The following is a 13,981-nucleotide window of genomic DNA, read 5'->3' as shown; positions in this document are numbered from 1 at the left end:
TAAAGCGAGATACCTTTTTCTTTTTAAAAAAGAGAGAACAATAAACCAATAAGCGCCACTCGGAATAAAATCGCAATGAGTGCAGCGATACCACCCACAATGGCAGCGGTACCGCCAGTTACAGTAGCCCCGCGATTATAAGCGTAAATACCAAGTAGAACAGACACAAGACCAAATAGTGTTGGGAATGTGAATAATGATAATATTGCTAAGGCAAGAGCAATGAAACCAGCAGTCGATCCAGCTGCAGACGATCTTACATCATCGTTATCTTTATCATCATAATCGATACGCTGTGGTGCAACTTCAGCTGCGTATTCTTCTTTATAATCACTATCTATTCGATCTCTTTTTTTATATTCATCAAATTTCTCAGTCAAAGTAAGGACTCCTTTCATAACAAGGTTCAATAGTAGTATGTTTCTCTTTACTGTTTTTATCCCGCTATTTGCGAGCAGTGAGACTCCCACCTCAAAATTTGGCTGGAGCCCTGCGGCTCGTAAACGCCCGATTGGTGTGGGCTAATAATCAGTGGGGGATGAACAAAACCTCCACTGATTAAAGTTTCACTTTATCCGAACTTGTACAGGGAGTAATATCCAATTGGAAAGTGGAAAATGTTTTTTCAAAATAGGAAAACTTAGTATGACTTCCTCTATTTTGGAAAGTATAAAAAAGAATAATGAGGAAAGGGTGTAGTACATAATGGAACATCCAATTGAAAATTTAATGAAAACAGCAATGACAAATTTAAAAGAGATGGTAGATGTAAATACGATTGTTGGAAGTCCGGTTTCAACAGCTGACGGAAATGTAGTATTAACAGTATCTCAAGTGGCTTTTGGTTTTGGAGCTGGTGGAAGTGACTTTAAAGGTGATTTTATTTCCGAAAAACATAACGGCGGACAAGGGCAGCATAAAGAGAACAAGCAAAGTCATCCATTCGGAGGCGGAAGCGGGGCTGGGGTTTCTATTAGCCCAGTTGCTTTTTTAGTAGTTGGTTCTAACGGTGTGCAAGTGTTGCATCTCAATAGTAGTACACATTTAATTGAAAAAGCGTTAAATACTGTGCCAAGCACTGTGGATAAATTTGTGAATGGTCGCCAAAAGTGAACTTGCATTTTTTAGGAATTATGATATATTAGAAAAAGTGCGCTTTATGACGATCGGAATAATTGAACTGTAAATATATATGATGTGTGGAATAAGGGAGAGGAATTTATGATTAATATCAAAAACTTAGTAGTTGGCTTATGTATGTTAGTAAGCGGTTTTGTTGTATATGTAATAAAAGAAAAAGCTCCATTCTAAAACAGACAAACCGTTAATGTCTGTTTTTAATTTGTAAAAAATGTTGACAAGTTATTGTATTGGTGTTAAAATTTTAATTCGTGTCTCGGTTAAAGCTAGTGTAAAGTAAATAAATCTTATGAATATAATACGAAAAGTTTGCGAAAGATCGGGTAGTCTTACCAACAACTTTTGTGAACAAACCCTATAAATTGTATATGTAAGCTTTATATGTATACTAGTGAATCAAGGAGCGGTCAGTGGAACCGTAATGATGAGAGAGAGGTAGGGCTTTCATCCAGTATATGTTACTTTCCCGTTAGGTGAATATAAAAAAGAGGGCTCCTTTTGAAAAGGAGCCCTCTTTCTATAAATAAATTGAAACTATAATCAGTGGGACCATTCCATTCCCTTTACATGTTAGCTCACAAATAATGTGATAAAAATGATTAAGTGCGGTTTTCAACTTGCTGACAAATTTCATCTGTTGTTAAACCATGTGCTTTAATTACAGATCCTTTTATCGATGTATCTGCAATGCCCATCATATTAGAATCTTGCCCGGTTACAACGCAACAATCACACCCATGTGCATCATTTTCAGAGTTAAGTGAAACGACTTCATGTCCTTGTTGCTGAAGAGCTTGTTGAACATCTGTTAAAGAGTTCTCAACACCAATTCTAGCCATAATTTTCACCTCCTACCATCTAGTTGCTAGTATGCTCAAGTCCATAGCATATATTTATGAAAAGATGGTAGGAAGAGAATATTTGTTTAGTCGTTATATACACCAGTAAGCATTTGACTAACGAATTGATCATTTAATGTATCTTGTGCTGAACTGTTATTAGACTGAATATCGATTGAAGCTGTGTAGTTGTTATGTTTCCTACTATTTGGTTCTACTTCAACGTAATTATCGAATTTACAAAATCCTTTCGTATCCATTAGATCAAATAGTTGTAGCATTTCTACTACCTCTTGTCTCGTTCCTTTAATTTGTACACACGCCATTGTTATTTCCTCCTTCAATTTGACAAATTGTTTTTTAAAAATAGGATTATGATTACTAAATGAAAAATATGAATGTTATTTTTAGACAGCGTTATTTTTGTTATTTTCCCCCTTTTTCACCAAAAGTCGTTGTATATTCCCGGATTTATAAAATCGGACGTCCGTTTATTGAATACAATAGATTCGTATCAATTGGCGAAAACCCTTCTTTTAAACAAATATTTTTTTTAGTAGAATTTGACGAAAAAATTTTTTTGACTTTTTGTAAACGTTAACAATGTTATTAAATCAATATGAACAAAGATGTACGTACGATTAAAAATTAAAAATTTTCTAAAAATTCACTTGATTTATTTGAAAAGGAGAGTAGACTAGGAAACAATAAAAAACTCATAGAACATAGGGGGCGCTTTCAAGTGAACGAGCAGTGGATTTTCTTAAATGGAGAATTTGTTCCAAAAGACGAAGCAAAGGTTTCAGTATATGATCATGGCTATTTATATGGCGATGGAGTGTTCGAAGGAATTAGGGTATATAGCGGTAATGTTTTCCGTTTGAGAGAGCATCTTGTCCGGTTATATGAATCAGCGAAATCCATCATGTTAGAAATTCCATATACGTTAGAAGAAGCAACGAAAATCGTTGTTGAAACGATTCGACAAAACAAACTATCTAATGGATATATCCGCCTCGTTGTATCAAGAGGACCTGGGAACTTGGGATTAGATCCCGATTCTTGTACGAAACCAAATGTAGTAGTAATTGCAGAGCAATTATCTTTATTTCCACAAGAATATTATGAAAAAGGGATTCCGATTATAACAGTTGCAACGCGTCGCAATCGCCCGGATGTTTTATCGCCTCAAGTAAAATCTTTAAATTACTTAAATAATATTTTAGTTCGCATTGAGGCGAAATTAGCTGGAGTACAAGAAGCACTTATGTTAAATGACCAAGGATATGTAGCTGAAGGCTCTGGAGATAATGTATTTATTGTGAAGGGAAATAAATTAATTACACCACCAAGTTCTGCTGGAGCGTTAGAAGGTATTACACGAAACGCGATTTTAGAAATCGGCGAAAAACTTGGATATGACGTAAGAGAAGAATTATTTACAAGGCATGATGTATATGTAGCTGATGAAGTGTTTTTAACAGGAACAGCTGCTGAAGTAATTGCTGTTACGACAGTAGATGGAAGAACGATTGGTTTAGGTAGAACAGGGCCACATACGAATCGTTTATTAGAAGAATTCCGTAAATTAGTTGTAGAAGATGGAGAGAAAATTTACGAAGAAAATAAAGTTGGATAATAGCTCTTATGACATGATAAAGCGTTGATAGGGAGGAGTAGTTGACTGTGAAGCCTCACAGAGAGTCGGTGGTTGCTGGAAACCGATGGTTCACGTCGACGAACATCACCCTTGAGTGCTAAGCTGAAACGTTTGTTTAGGCTTAGACGGTAGCTCCGTTATTAGCTAGACTCATATCCCGAGTCACTGAGGCAAGAGTAATCTTGCGAAGAAGGGTGGTACCGCGAAATCTTTCGTCCCTTCAGCACATAGCTGGAGTGTGGACGTAGGATTTTTTTATTTTATAAATGTTTAAAAAAGGGGGCTTATAAGAAAAATGTCTTCAAAAACGGAAGAGAAACTGGCAACTGGTGCACAGCTATTGTTAGAAGCGCTAGAAAAGGAAGGAGTAGAGGTGATTTTTGGTTATCCAGGTGGTGCGGTTTTACCTCTATATGATGCGCTTTATGATTGTGAAATTCCGCATATTTTAACGAGGCATGAGCAAGGTGCAATTCATGCTGCTGAAGGATATGCAAGAATTACAGGAAATCCAGGAGTGGTAATTGCAACAAGTGGACCGGGTGCTACAAATGTTATTACTGGTCTAGCTGACGCGATGATTGATTCATTGCCACTTGTTGTATTTACAGGGCAAGTAGCAACAACGTTAATCGGGAGTGATGCTTTCCAAGAAGCTGATATTATGGGGCTTACGATGCCGGTGACAAAACATAATTATCAAGTACGAAAAGCATCGGATTTACCCCGAATTATTAAAGAAGCATTTCATATCGCTAGAACAGGAAGACCAGGCCCAGTCGTAATTGACCTTCCGAAAGATATGGTAGTAGAGAAAGGTGAGCGATGTAGTGATGTTCAAATGGATTTACCAGGATACCAGCCTAATTACGAACCGAATCTACTACAAATAAACAAATTATTACAAGCGATTGCGACTTCAAAAAAACCGTTAATTTTAGCTGGAGCAGGTGTATTGCATGCGAAGGCATCGAAAGAATTAACAAGCTTTGCTCGTAAATATGAAATTCCTGTTGTTCATACTTTACTTGGTCTTGGTGGTTTTCCGCCAGATGATAAATTATTTCTTGGGATGGGAGGAATGCACGGTTCTTACACGGCTAATATGGCGTTATATGAATGTGATCTACTTATAAATATAGGAGCAAGATTTGACGATCGTCTTACTGGAAATTTAGCTTATTTTGCTAAAGAAGCGATTGTCGCACATATAGATATTGATCCAGCAGAAATCGGAAAAAATGTGCCGACTGAAATTCCAATTGTTGCGAGTGCGAAGCAAGCATTAGAAGCTCTACTCAACTTTAAGGAAGGGGAAGTAAATCACAATGATTGGCTCTCATTATTGAATAGTAGAAAAGAAAAATACCCTCTTTCTTACAAAGAGCATTCGGAATGTATTAAGCCTCAATATGCAATTGATATGCTATACGAAATTACGAAAGGGGAAGCGATTGTAACGACAGATGTTGGGCAACATCAAATGTGGGCAGCTCAATATTATCCGCTGAAAAATCCAGATAAATGGGTAACTTCTGGAGGCTTAGGAACAATGGGCTTCGGATTTCCAGCAGCAATAGGTGCACAAATCGCAAAGCCTGAAGAACTAGTTATTGCAATTGTTGGTGATGCGGGATTTCAAATGACCCTGCAAGAACTAAGTGTATTAAAAGAGCATTCTTTACCAGTTAAAGTGTTTATTTTAAATAATGAAGCTTTAGGAATGGTAAGACAATGGCAAGAGGAATTTTATAATGGGCGATATTCGCACTCCTTACTTTCATGCCAACCAGATTTTGTTGCGCTTGCCAATGCTTATGGCATAAAAGGTGTTCGTATTGAAGACCCACTTCTTGCAAAGCAACAATTACAGTATGCAATTGAGTTAAGAGAGCCTGTTGTAATTGATTGCCGCGTACTTCAATCCGAAAAGGTAATGCCGATGGTTGCCCCAGGAAAAGGCGTTCATCAAATGGAGGGAGTGGAGAAAAGGTGAAGAGAATTGTAACAGCGACAGTTCGAAATCAAAGCGGTGTGTTAAATCGAATTACAGGTGTTATGACACGTAGACATTTTAATATTGAAAGTATTTCAGTAGGTCATACGGAATCATCGGATATTTCGAGAATGACGATTGTTGTACACGTTGAAAATGAACAGCAAGTTGAGCAGTTAATTAAACAACTTCATAAGCAAATTGATGTACTGAAAGTATCAGATATTACAGAAGAAGCGATGATCGCTAGAGAACTTGCACTTATTAAAGTAGCAACGTCTGTAGCAAGAGCAGAATTATATAGTTTAATTGAACCGTTCCGAGCCGCTGTAATAGACGTTGGGAAGGATTCCATAGTGGTGCAAGTAACAGGTACCCAGGAGAAAGTAGAAGCGTTAATTGAATTACTTCGTCCATATGGTTTGAAAGAAATTGCTAGAACAGGTGTAACAGCATTTACACGTAGTATGAAAAAACAAGATAAACAAGTTATGTTAATTCAATAATTATTTAAAAAATAGGGGGAAATGAAAATGGCGAAAGTTTATTATGAAAAAGACGTAACGGTAAATGTATTAAAGGAAAAGAAAGTAGCAATCATCGGATATGGATCGCAAGGCCATGCGCATGCGCAAAACTTACGTGATAACGGATTTGATGTGGTAGTAGGACTGAGGAAAGGGAAGTCATGGGATAAGGCGAAAGAAGACGGTTTTTCTGTATATACAGTAGCGGAAGCAGCAGAAAAAGCAGATGTAGTAATGATTCTACTACCTGATGAATTACAGCCGGAAGTATATGAAGCTGAAATTGCACCAAACTTACAAGGCGGCAATTCTCTCGTTTTCGCGCATGGATTTAATGTTCACTTTGATCAAGTAAAACCGCCAGCTAATGTAGATGTATTTCTAGTAGCACCGAAAGGTCCAGGGCATCTAGTACGTCGTACGTTTGCGGAAGGGGGAGCTGTTCCTGCATTATTTGCAGTATATCAAGATGCAACAGGAGTTGCGACTGAAAAGGCACTTTCATATGCAGATGGAATTGGGGCGACGAGAGCAGGTGTATTAGAAACAACGTTTAAAGAAGAAACAGAAACAGATTTATTTGGAGAGCAAGCTGTACTTTGCGGCGGAGTAACTGCACTAGTAAAAGCTGGGTTTGAAACGTTAGTTGAAGCTGGTTATCAACCTGAACTTGCATATTTTGAATGTTTACATGAACTGAAACTAATTGTTGACCTTATGTATGAAGGTGGACTTGAAAATATGAGATATTCAGTTTCAGATACAGCGCAGTGGGGGGACTTCGTATCAGGGCCACGCGTTGTTACTGAAGATACGAAGAAAGCGATGGGTGCAGTACTAGCAGAAATTCAAGATGGTACATTTGCAAGAGGCTGGATTGCAGAGCATAAAGCAGGAAGACCAAATTTCCAGGCGACAAATGAAAAAGAAAATGAACATGAAATCGAAGTAGTTGGACGTAAATTACGTGAAATGATGCCTTTCGTACAGCCCCGAGTAAAGGTAGGGATTAAATAATATGAAGCAAATTTTGTTCATGGATACGACGCTTCGTGATGGCGAACAATCACCAGGAGTTAATTTAAATGAACAAGAGAAATTACAGATTGCGAGGCAACTAGAGAGACTTGGTATTAATGTAATGGAAGCTGGATTCGCAGCAGCTTCTGAAGGTGATTTTCAATCGGTAAAACGTATCGCAAATACCATTCAAAATGCTACGGTTATGAGTTTAGCTAGAGCGAGAGAAAGTGATATTCGAAGAGCCTATGAAGCTGTGAAAGGCGCTGTCTCTCCTCGTTTACACGTATTTTTAGCTACGAGTGACATTCATATGAAATATAAGCTTTGTATGTCAAAAGAAGATGTATTAGATAGCATACATCGCTCGGTTACGCTTGGGAAATCACTATTTCCAACAGTTCAATTTTCAGCAGAAGATGCAACAAGAACATCGAGAGCATTTTTAGCTGAAGCAGTAGAAGTCGCGATTCGCGCAGGAGCGAATGTAATCAATATTCCTGATACAGTTGGATATACGAATCCAAAAGAATATTATTCTCTTTTTAAATACTTACAAGAATCCGTTCCGTCGTATGAAAAAGCAATTTTCTCTTGTCATTGTCACGATGATCTTGGGATGGCAGTAGCGAATTCGTTAGCTGCGGTTGAAGGCGGAGCGTTACAAGTAGAAGGAACGATTAATGGAATTGGAGAAAGAGCGGGGAATGCGGCGCTAGAAGAAGTAGCGGTTGCTCTCCATATTAGAAAAGATTTCTATGAAGCAGAATCCTCTATGACATTAAAAGAAATTAAAGCGACGAGTACGTTAGTAAGTCGGTTAACGGGTATGGTTGTACCGAAAAATAAGGCGATTGTTGGAGCAAATGCTTTTGCTCACGAATCAGGTATTCATCAAGACGGTGTATTAAAAGAAGTAACGACGTATGAAATTATTGAACCATCACTGATTGGAGAGTCACAAAATCTATTTGTATTAGGAAAGCATTCCGGGCGCCATGCGTTTACTGAAAAAATGAAAGAACTTGGTTATGAGTTTACAAAAGAAGAACGAGATGTGGTGTTTGAAGCATTTAAAAACTTGGCTGACCGTAAAAAAGAAATTACAGAAGAAGATTTACGTGCGCTTATGCTTGGTGAAGCAGCATTTGCGGCCCAGCAATATAGCATTACTCAATTGCAAGTACATTTCGTATCAAATAGTACACAGTGTGCAACGGTTGTACTAAAAGATGAGGAAGGAAATATGTACGAAGATGCAGCAACTGGTTCTGGAAGTATTGAAGCGATCTATAATGCAATTCAAAGAATTTTAGGATTAGAATGTGACTTAGCGGATTATCGCATACAATCTATAACGCAAGGTCAAGATGCACTTGCACATGTTCATGTTGAATTAAAAGAAGGAACTCATCAAGTATCAGGTTTTGGTGTTGCGCAAGACGTATTAGAAGCATCGGCGAGAGCGTATGTTCATGCGGCCGGAAAATTAAAATCTTTTATTACTCTTGTGAAGTAACTGTTTGATAAGTGAGGGGATCGTCCCTTACTTATCAAAGTATATTTCTGAAAATTCAGACAAAAAGGAGTGTTTTAATTGGAAAAACGTATCGTTTGTTTAGCGGGTGATGGTGTTGGTCCGGAAATTATGGAAAGCGCGAAGGAAGTATTGCATATGGTAGAGAGGCTATATGGACATCACTTTCATTTACAAGATGAGTACTTTGGCGGAGCGGCTATCGATTTAAATGGGCAACCATTACCACAGCGAACACTTGCCGCTTGTTTAGCGAGTGATGCGGTTTTACTTGGAGCGGTTGGTGGACCGCGGTGGGATGATGCGAAAGAAAGGCCAGAGAAAGGATTATTAGCTTTAAGAAAAGGACTTGGTGTATTTGCGAACGTTCGTCCTGTAACAGTAGAAAGCGCAACTGCACATTTATCGCCATTAAAAAACGCAGATGAAATTGACTTCGTTGTCGTTCGTGAACTAACAGGCGGTATTTATTTCTCTTATCCGAAAGAAAGAACGGAAGAATCGGCAACTGATACACTTACGTACCATCGTCATGAAATTGAACGTATCGTGTCGTATGCTTTTCAATTAGCGAGTAAGAGAGAGAGAAAAGTAACCTCTATTGATAAAGCGAATGTTTTAGAATCTAGTAAATTGTGGAGAGCTGTTACGGAAGAAGTAGCTCTTCGTTATCCTAATGTTGAATTAGAGCACATTTTAGTAGATGCAGCTGCTATGGAGTTAATTCGAAACCCAAGGAGATTTGACGTTATCGTAACAGAAAATTTATTTGGTGATATTTTGAGCGACGAGGCTTCTGTATTAGCAGGGTCATTAGGAATGCTTCCATCAGCGAGCCATGCGGAAAACGGGCCGTCTTTATATGAGCCTATTCACGGATCAGCGCCAGATATTGCAGGTAAAAATAAAGCGAATCCAATTGCGATGATGCGTTCAGTAGCGATGATGCTTGGGCAATCATTTGGATTAACGAGAGAAGGGTATGCGATTGAAGAGGCAATTTCTGCAGTTCTTCAATCTGGGAAATGTACAGCTGATATTGGGGGGAATGAGACGACAACTTCATTTACGAGGGCAGTTATTCAAGAAATGGAAGAGCAGGCACTAGTAGGGAGAGGAAGATAATGGGGAAAAGGTTACTAGATAAGCTTTGGGAAAGGCATGTAGTTGTAACGAATGAAAATGGATTGGATTTATTATATATCGATCTTCATCTCGTTCATGAAGTAACGTCACCGCAAGCCTTTGAAGGCTTGCGGCTTGCAAATCGAACTGTTCGGAGACCGGAATTAACGTTTGCAACGATGGATCATAATATTCCAACGAAAGATGTTTGGAATATTACCGATCGCATTGCGAAGCAGCAATTGGATACACTTCGTGACAATTGTAAACAATTTAAGGTTCGATTAGCCGATATTGGTGATGAAGAGCAAGGAATCGTTCACGTTATAGGACCAGAACTTGGGCTCACACAACCGGGGAAAACGATTGTATGCGGTGATAGCCATACAGCAACCCACGGTGCTTTCGGTACTTTAGCGTTTGGTATTGGTACGAGTGAAGTAGAACATGTATTAGCAACTCAAACGTTGTGGCAACGAAAACCGAAAGCGATGGGGATTGAATTAAAAGGAAAGTTACCGAAAGGCGTTTATGCAAAGGATATTATTTTGCATCTTCTCTCAAAGTACGGTGTAGCGGTTGGAACGGGGCATGTAATGGAATTCTACGGAGAGACGATTCGTGATATGGGTATGGAAGAGAGAATGACACTTTGCAATATGGCAATTGAAGGGGGAGCGAAAGCTGGCATCATTGCACCAGATGAGAAAACATTTTCTTATGTAAAAGGGCGTGAATATGCACCGAAAGACTATGAAACGTTTACGGGAAAATGGTCGGAGCTTTATACAGATTCAGATGCAATTTATGATTTACATATTTCGGTAGATGTTACGGATTTAGCACCGTATGTCACTTGGGGAACAAATCCTAGTATGGGTGTTCCTATTGATGAAAAATTACCAGAGAAGCATAACGAAAATGATGAAAGAGCATTTTCATATATGGGATTGAGCCCTGGGCAAAGTACGTTTGAAATTCCTGTTAAGCATGTCTTCATTGGTTCTTGTACAAATTCACGTTTATCTGACTTAGAAATTGCTGCATCTGTTGTAAAAGGGAAAAAGGTAAAAGAAGGTGTGCGAGCACTCGTTGTACCAGGATCAAAAAGTGTGAGAGAGCGGGCGATGCAAAAAGGCTTACATCGCATATTTGAAGAAGCGGGATTTGAATGGAGAGAGCCTGGATGTTCAATGTGTCTTGGGATGAATCCAGATCAAGTACCTGAAGGAGAACATTGTGCTTCTACTTCAAATCGTAATTTTGAAGGAAGGCAAGGGAAAGGAGCACGAACACATTTAGTAAGTCCAGCTATGGCTGCAGCAGCTGCGTTATATGGTCATTTTGTTGATATTAGAAAGGAGAGTTACGATGGAACCATTTCATATTCATAAAGGTACTGCCGCAGTACTTATGAATGATAACATTGATACAGATCAAATTATTCCGAAGCAATATTTGAAGAGAATTGAAAGGACGGGATTTGGAAAATATTTATTTGATGAGTGGCGTTACGATAATGAGCGCCATGAAAATCCTAATTTCCCCCTTAATGCACAAGAACGAAAAGGAGCAAGTATATTAATTACAGGTGATAATTTTGGATGTGGTTCTTCAAGAGAACATGCTCCTTGGGCGCTTGCGGATTATGGTTTCCGCGTTATTATCGCCGGAGGATTTGCAGATATTTTTTATATGAATTGTATGAAGAATGGTATGTTACCGATTGTAATGGATAAAGAGATGCGTGAACAACTTGCCAAAACGAATGCGAGAGATCAAATGGAAGTTGATTTAGAGAATGAAGTAATTATTACGAATACGCACAGGTTTCATTTTACAATCGAGAAAATGTGGAAAGAAAAATTATTAAATGGTCTAGATGAAATCAGCATTACAATGCAATATGAACAAGAAATTGAAGAGTATGAAAGAAAAGTAGCTTCACATTAACTGAAAGTAGAATATTCGAAATGTATTTACATTCAGAATTAACTGTTATATAATATGTAAAAAATCAGAGGAGAAAGGGAGTAAGTATTATGAATATCGTACAATCTATTAAAATGCTTACAAAACTACATCATCATACATGAAACCCTTGAACCTAACGTGAAAACGTGTAGGCACAAGGGTTATTCCCGTTGTACCTACACTCTACTAAAGAGCCTTGTAGGTATTTTGTCTACAAGGCTCTTTTTATTTTCGGTTTGGGTGGATGTAATGGGCATAAATTAAAGAGGGAAGGGTGTGTGAATTCAGATGACAAAGTGGAAACGGGCAAATCCGAATGGAACGAGAGATTACTTATTCGAAGAATGTACGTTAATTGAAGAAGTGGAACAAAAATTAAGACGGACCTTTTTAGAGAGAGGTTATGAAGAAATAAGGACACCTACAATTGAATTTTATGATGTTTTTGCATTTCAAAACAGGCCGATAGATGAAGAAAAGATGTATAAATTTTTCGATGAAAAAGGACGGATTATCGTTTTACGCCCAGATATGACAATTCCTTTAGCAAGAGTAATTGGAACACAGAGAGGGGATATTCCTCTTAAAGTAACTTATAGCGGGAATGTATTTCGGGCGAATGAGTCCCTTACTGGGAAATATAATGAAATAGTGCAAAGTGGTATTGAAATTATCGGGATTGAAAATGTAAGGGCTGAAATTGAATGTGTGATAAGCGTAATTCAAGCACTTCAAAAATTAAAGGTGCAATCTTTCACAATTGAGATTGGGCAAGTGCAGTTATATAAATGTATCGTAAAAAAGCTCCCCATTAATGATGAAGAAGAGAAGTTACTTAGAACGTATATTGAAAGTAAAAATTATGCCGCACTCTCACACTTTATAGAAGAAAAGAAATTAAATCGGTGTGATGAAACAGTAAGGTTACTTGAGAAACTACCAAGGTTATTCGGGAGTTTAGATGTTGTTGAGGAAGCAGAAAAACTCGCCTCAAGTAATGAAATGAAAATGGCCATTGCGAGAGTGAAAGAAATATATGAAACAATTGAACAGTTAGGATATGGCTCTTACATATCAATTGATTTAGGTATGGTTCAACATTTGGATTATTATACGGGTGTTATTTTCAAAGGGTATATATATGAAATTGGAGAAGAGATTGTTAGTGGCGGAAGATATGATGAGTTAATTGGAAATTTTGGAGAGATGATGCCAGCGGTTGGGCTCGCGGTGCAAGTAAATCAAATAGTTAAGGCACTTCAAGAGCAGCAAGAACCATATAAACGAAAGAGAATAGATATTATGATTCATTATGAGTTAAATAGATTAGCAGAAGCGGAAAGGTTACGAAATTTACTTCAAAAGGACGGGAAGAATGCCCAGTTATCTTTATTCTCTAATTTAAACGATACTTTTCAATTTGCAAACAAGAATAAAATAATGACAGTCGTTGAGGCGAAGAGTGAGTCACTAGTGGAATATGTATGGAGAGAGAAATGGATCATCCAGAAAGAAGGGGAGGCTTCATGCGTAACATTCAAATTGCGTTAACGAAAGGAAGATTAGAAAAGCATGTTATTCCACTGTTTGAAAAAATTGGAATTGATTGTTCAGAGCTCAAAGATAAAGGAAGAAAACTTGTGTTTAAAAGTAAAAACACAAACATTTCATTTATTTTAGTGAAAGCGGTAGATGTTGCTACTTATGTAGAACATGGCGTAGCTGATATTGGAGTCGTTGGAAAAGATATATTAATGGAATTTGAGAAAGATATATATGAGATGGTCGATTTAGGAGTGGGCGTGTGTAAATTTTGTGTCGCTTCTATTCCTACGTATAATCCGAAGAGTTATCGGAAAAAACGAATTGCTACGAAATATCCGCACATTACTTCTACATATTTTCATGATAAAGGGGAGGATGTAGAAATTATTAAAATAGAAGGATCTGTAGAGATTGCTCCACTTCTAGGTTTGGCAGATGCAATTGTTGATATTGTTGAAACAGGAAAAACATTACAAGAAAACGGGTTAATTGTATTTGAGGAAATGTGCTCTATATCAGCTCGAATGATTGTGAATAAGGCTGCATTGAAAACTAAAAAAGACGAAATATTCTGTATTATAAATATGATGGAACAAGAAATTTTGTCAGGGAAATAGG

Annotated in this window: 16 protein-coding genes and 1 other annotated feature; of the genes, 13 read left to right on the top strand and 3 right to left on the bottom strand. The window is 37.8% G+C overall.

Annotated features, from left to right (window positions below):
• Nucleotides 1-23: 23 nt before the first annotated feature.
• A complete protein-coding gene (locus tag B5P40_RS06315) occupies nt 24-398 on the bottom strand; it encodes a hypothetical protein (protein ID WP_002011728.1) in 375 nt (124 codons plus the stop codon).
• 307 nt (nt 399-705) lie between these two features.
• Between B5P40_RS06315 and ytfJ the strand changes: the two genes are divergently transcribed.
• Together ytfJ and B5P40_RS06305 are read left to right on the top strand one after the other, a co-directional pair.
• The gene (gene ytfJ / locus B5P40_RS06310) at nt 706-1,113 is read left to right on the top strand and encodes a GerW family sporulation protein (RefSeq protein WP_002030645.1); all 408 of its coding nucleotides are present in this window, start codon (nt 706-708) and stop codon (nt 1,111-1,113) included.
• Between the two features lie 108 nt (nt 1,114-1,221).
• Nucleotides 1,222-1,311, top strand: a complete 90-nt coding sequence (locus B5P40_RS06305; protein ID WP_000608225.1) for a hypothetical protein — start codon at nt 1,222-1,224, stop codon at nt 1,309-1,311.
• 428 nt (nt 1,312-1,739) lie between these two features.
• On the opposite strand, the gene B5P40_RS06300 is transcribed toward B5P40_RS06305, so the two are convergent.
• Nucleotides 1,740-1,979 carry a YkuS family protein gene (locus B5P40_RS06300; RefSeq protein WP_002011725.1) on the bottom strand — a complete coding sequence of 80 codons (240 nt, stop codon included), beginning with the start codon at nt 1,977-1,979 and terminating at the stop codon, nt 1,740-1,742.
• An 86-nt stretch (nt 1,980-2,065) separates the two neighbouring features.
• Nucleotides 2,066-2,305, bottom strand: a complete 240-nt coding sequence (locus tag B5P40_RS06295; protein WP_002011724.1) for a DUF3911 family protein — start codon at nt 2,303-2,305, stop codon at nt 2,066-2,068.
• A gap of 59 nt (nt 2,306-2,364) precedes the next feature.
• Between B5P40_RS06295 and B5P40_RS34005 the strand changes: the two genes are divergently transcribed.
• The 11 genes from B5P40_RS34005 (at nt 2,365) to hisG (ending at nt 13,980) form a co-directional block, all read left to right on the top strand.
• Complete coding sequence (locus B5P40_RS34005) at nt 2,365-2,580, top strand: hypothetical protein (RefSeq protein ID WP_078177944.1); 216 nt, start codon at nt 2,365-2,367, stop codon at nt 2,578-2,580.
• Nucleotides 2,581-2,721: 141 nt separating this feature from the next.
• On the top strand, nt 2,722-3,618 hold the full coding sequence (gene ilvE, locus B5P40_RS06285) for a branched-chain-amino-acid transaminase (RefSeq protein ID WP_002011723.1): 897 nt from the start codon (nt 2,722-2,724) through the stop codon (nt 3,616-3,618).
• 15 nt (nt 3,619-3,633) lie between these two features.
• Nucleotides 3,634-3,862 (top strand) — a binding site (T-box leader).
• Between the two features lie 72 nt (nt 3,863-3,934).
• Entirely contained in the window at nt 3,935-5,635 is a 1,701-nt protein-coding gene (gene ilvB, locus B5P40_RS06280; protein ID WP_002168823.1) for an acetolactate synthase large subunit, read from the top strand.
• On the top strand, nt 5,632-6,141 hold the full coding sequence (ilvN, locus tag B5P40_RS06275) for an acetolactate synthase small subunit (protein WP_000822948.1): 510 nt from the start codon (nt 5,632-5,634) through the stop codon (nt 6,139-6,141). The genes ilvB and ilvN overlap by 4 nt, the downstream gene beginning before the upstream one ends.
• Before the next feature lie 27 nt (nt 6,142-6,168).
• On the top strand, nt 6,169-7,179 hold the full coding sequence (gene ilvC, locus B5P40_RS06270; protein WP_002126277.1) for a ketol-acid reductoisomerase: 1,011 nt from the start codon (nt 6,169-6,171) through the stop codon (nt 7,177-7,179).
• A gap of 1 nt (nt 7,180) precedes the next feature.
• Complete coding sequence (gene leuA / locus B5P40_RS06265) at nt 7,181-8,701, top strand: 2-isopropylmalate synthase (protein WP_113708979.1); 1,521 nt, start codon at nt 7,181-7,183, stop codon at nt 8,699-8,701.
• 78 nt (nt 8,702-8,779) lie between these two features.
• Nucleotides 8,780-9,844, top strand: coding sequence for a 3-isopropylmalate dehydrogenase (gene leuB / locus B5P40_RS06260; RefSeq protein WP_113708978.1), 1,065 nt, complete (start codon nt 8,780-8,782; stop codon nt 9,842-9,844).
• Entirely contained in the window at nt 9,844-11,238 is a 1,395-nt protein-coding gene (leuC, locus tag B5P40_RS06255) for a 3-isopropylmalate dehydratase large subunit (protein WP_113708977.1), read from the top strand. The genes leuB and leuC overlap by 1 nt, the downstream gene beginning before the upstream one ends.
• On the top strand, nt 11,216-11,797 hold the full coding sequence (gene leuD, locus B5P40_RS06250; RefSeq protein ID WP_002126281.1) for a 3-isopropylmalate dehydratase small subunit: 582 nt from the start codon (nt 11,216-11,218) through the stop codon (nt 11,795-11,797). Before leuC ends, leuD begins: the two co-directional genes overlap by 23 nt.
• Nucleotides 11,798-12,106: 309 nt before the next feature.
• Entirely contained in the window at nt 12,107-13,369 is a 1,263-nt protein-coding gene (locus tag B5P40_RS06245) for an ATP phosphoribosyltransferase regulatory subunit (protein ID WP_002140970.1), read from the top strand.
• Nucleotides 13,345-13,980: an ATP phosphoribosyltransferase gene (gene hisG, locus B5P40_RS06240; protein WP_033708301.1), complete on the top strand. Its 636-nt coding sequence runs from the start codon at nt 13,345-13,347 to the stop codon at nt 13,978-13,980. Before B5P40_RS06245 ends, hisG begins: the two co-directional genes overlap by 25 nt.
• The last annotated feature ends 1 nt before the right edge of the window (nt 13,981 follow it).

The sequence above is a fragment of the Bacillus sp. SRB_8 genome (assembly GCF_003264205.1).
Taxonomy (GTDB): Bacteria; Bacillota; Bacilli; order Bacillales; family Bacillaceae_G; genus Bacillus_A; species Bacillus_A mycoides.
This window is presented reverse-complemented; position numbering and strand designations above follow the sequence as displayed.

Excerpts from the sequence above, each read along its gene's own strand:
- leuA (WP_113708979.1), top strand. The coding sequence starts at position 7,181 with ATGAAGCAAATTTTGTTCATGGATACGACGCTTCGTGATGGCGAACAA.
- hisG (WP_033708301.1), top strand. The coding sequence starts at position 13,345 with ATGCGTAACATTCAAATTGCGTTAACGAAAGGAAGATTAGAAAAGCAT.
- B5P40_RS06295 (WP_002011724.1), bottom strand. The coding sequence starts at position 2,305 with ATGGCGTGTGTACAAATTAAAGGAACGAGACAAGAGGTAGTAGAAATG.
- B5P40_RS06305 (WP_000608225.1), top strand. The coding sequence starts at position 1,222 with ATGATTAATATCAAAAACTTAGTAGTTGGCTTATGTATGTTAGTAAGC.
- ilvB (WP_002168823.1), top strand. The coding sequence starts at position 3,935 with ATGTCTTCAAAAACGGAAGAGAAACTGGCAACTGGTGCACAGCTATTG.
- ytfJ (WP_002030645.1), top strand. The coding sequence starts at position 706 with ATGGAACATCCAATTGAAAATTTAATGAAAACAGCAATGACAAATTTA.
- leuC (WP_113708977.1), top strand. The coding sequence starts at position 9,844 with ATGGGGAAAAGGTTACTAGATAAGCTTTGGGAAAGGCATGTAGTTGTA.
- B5P40_RS06315 (WP_002011728.1), bottom strand. The coding sequence starts at position 398 with ATGAAAGGAGTCCTTACTTTGACTGAGAAATTTGATGAATATAAAAAA.
- leuD (WP_002126281.1), top strand. The coding sequence starts at position 11,216 with ATGGAACCATTTCATATTCATAAAGGTACTGCCGCAGTACTTATGAAT.
- B5P40_RS34005 (WP_078177944.1), top strand. The coding sequence starts at position 2,365 with ATGAAAAATATGAATGTTATTTTTAGACAGCGTTATTTTTGTTATTTT.
- ilvC (WP_002126277.1), top strand. The coding sequence starts at position 6,169 with ATGGCGAAAGTTTATTATGAAAAAGACGTAACGGTAAATGTATTAAAG.
- B5P40_RS06300 (WP_002011725.1), bottom strand. The coding sequence starts at position 1,979 with ATGGCTAGAATTGGTGTTGAGAACTCTTTAACAGATGTTCAACAAGCT.
- B5P40_RS06245 (WP_002140970.1), top strand. The coding sequence starts at position 12,107 with ATGACAAAGTGGAAACGGGCAAATCCGAATGGAACGAGAGATTACTTA.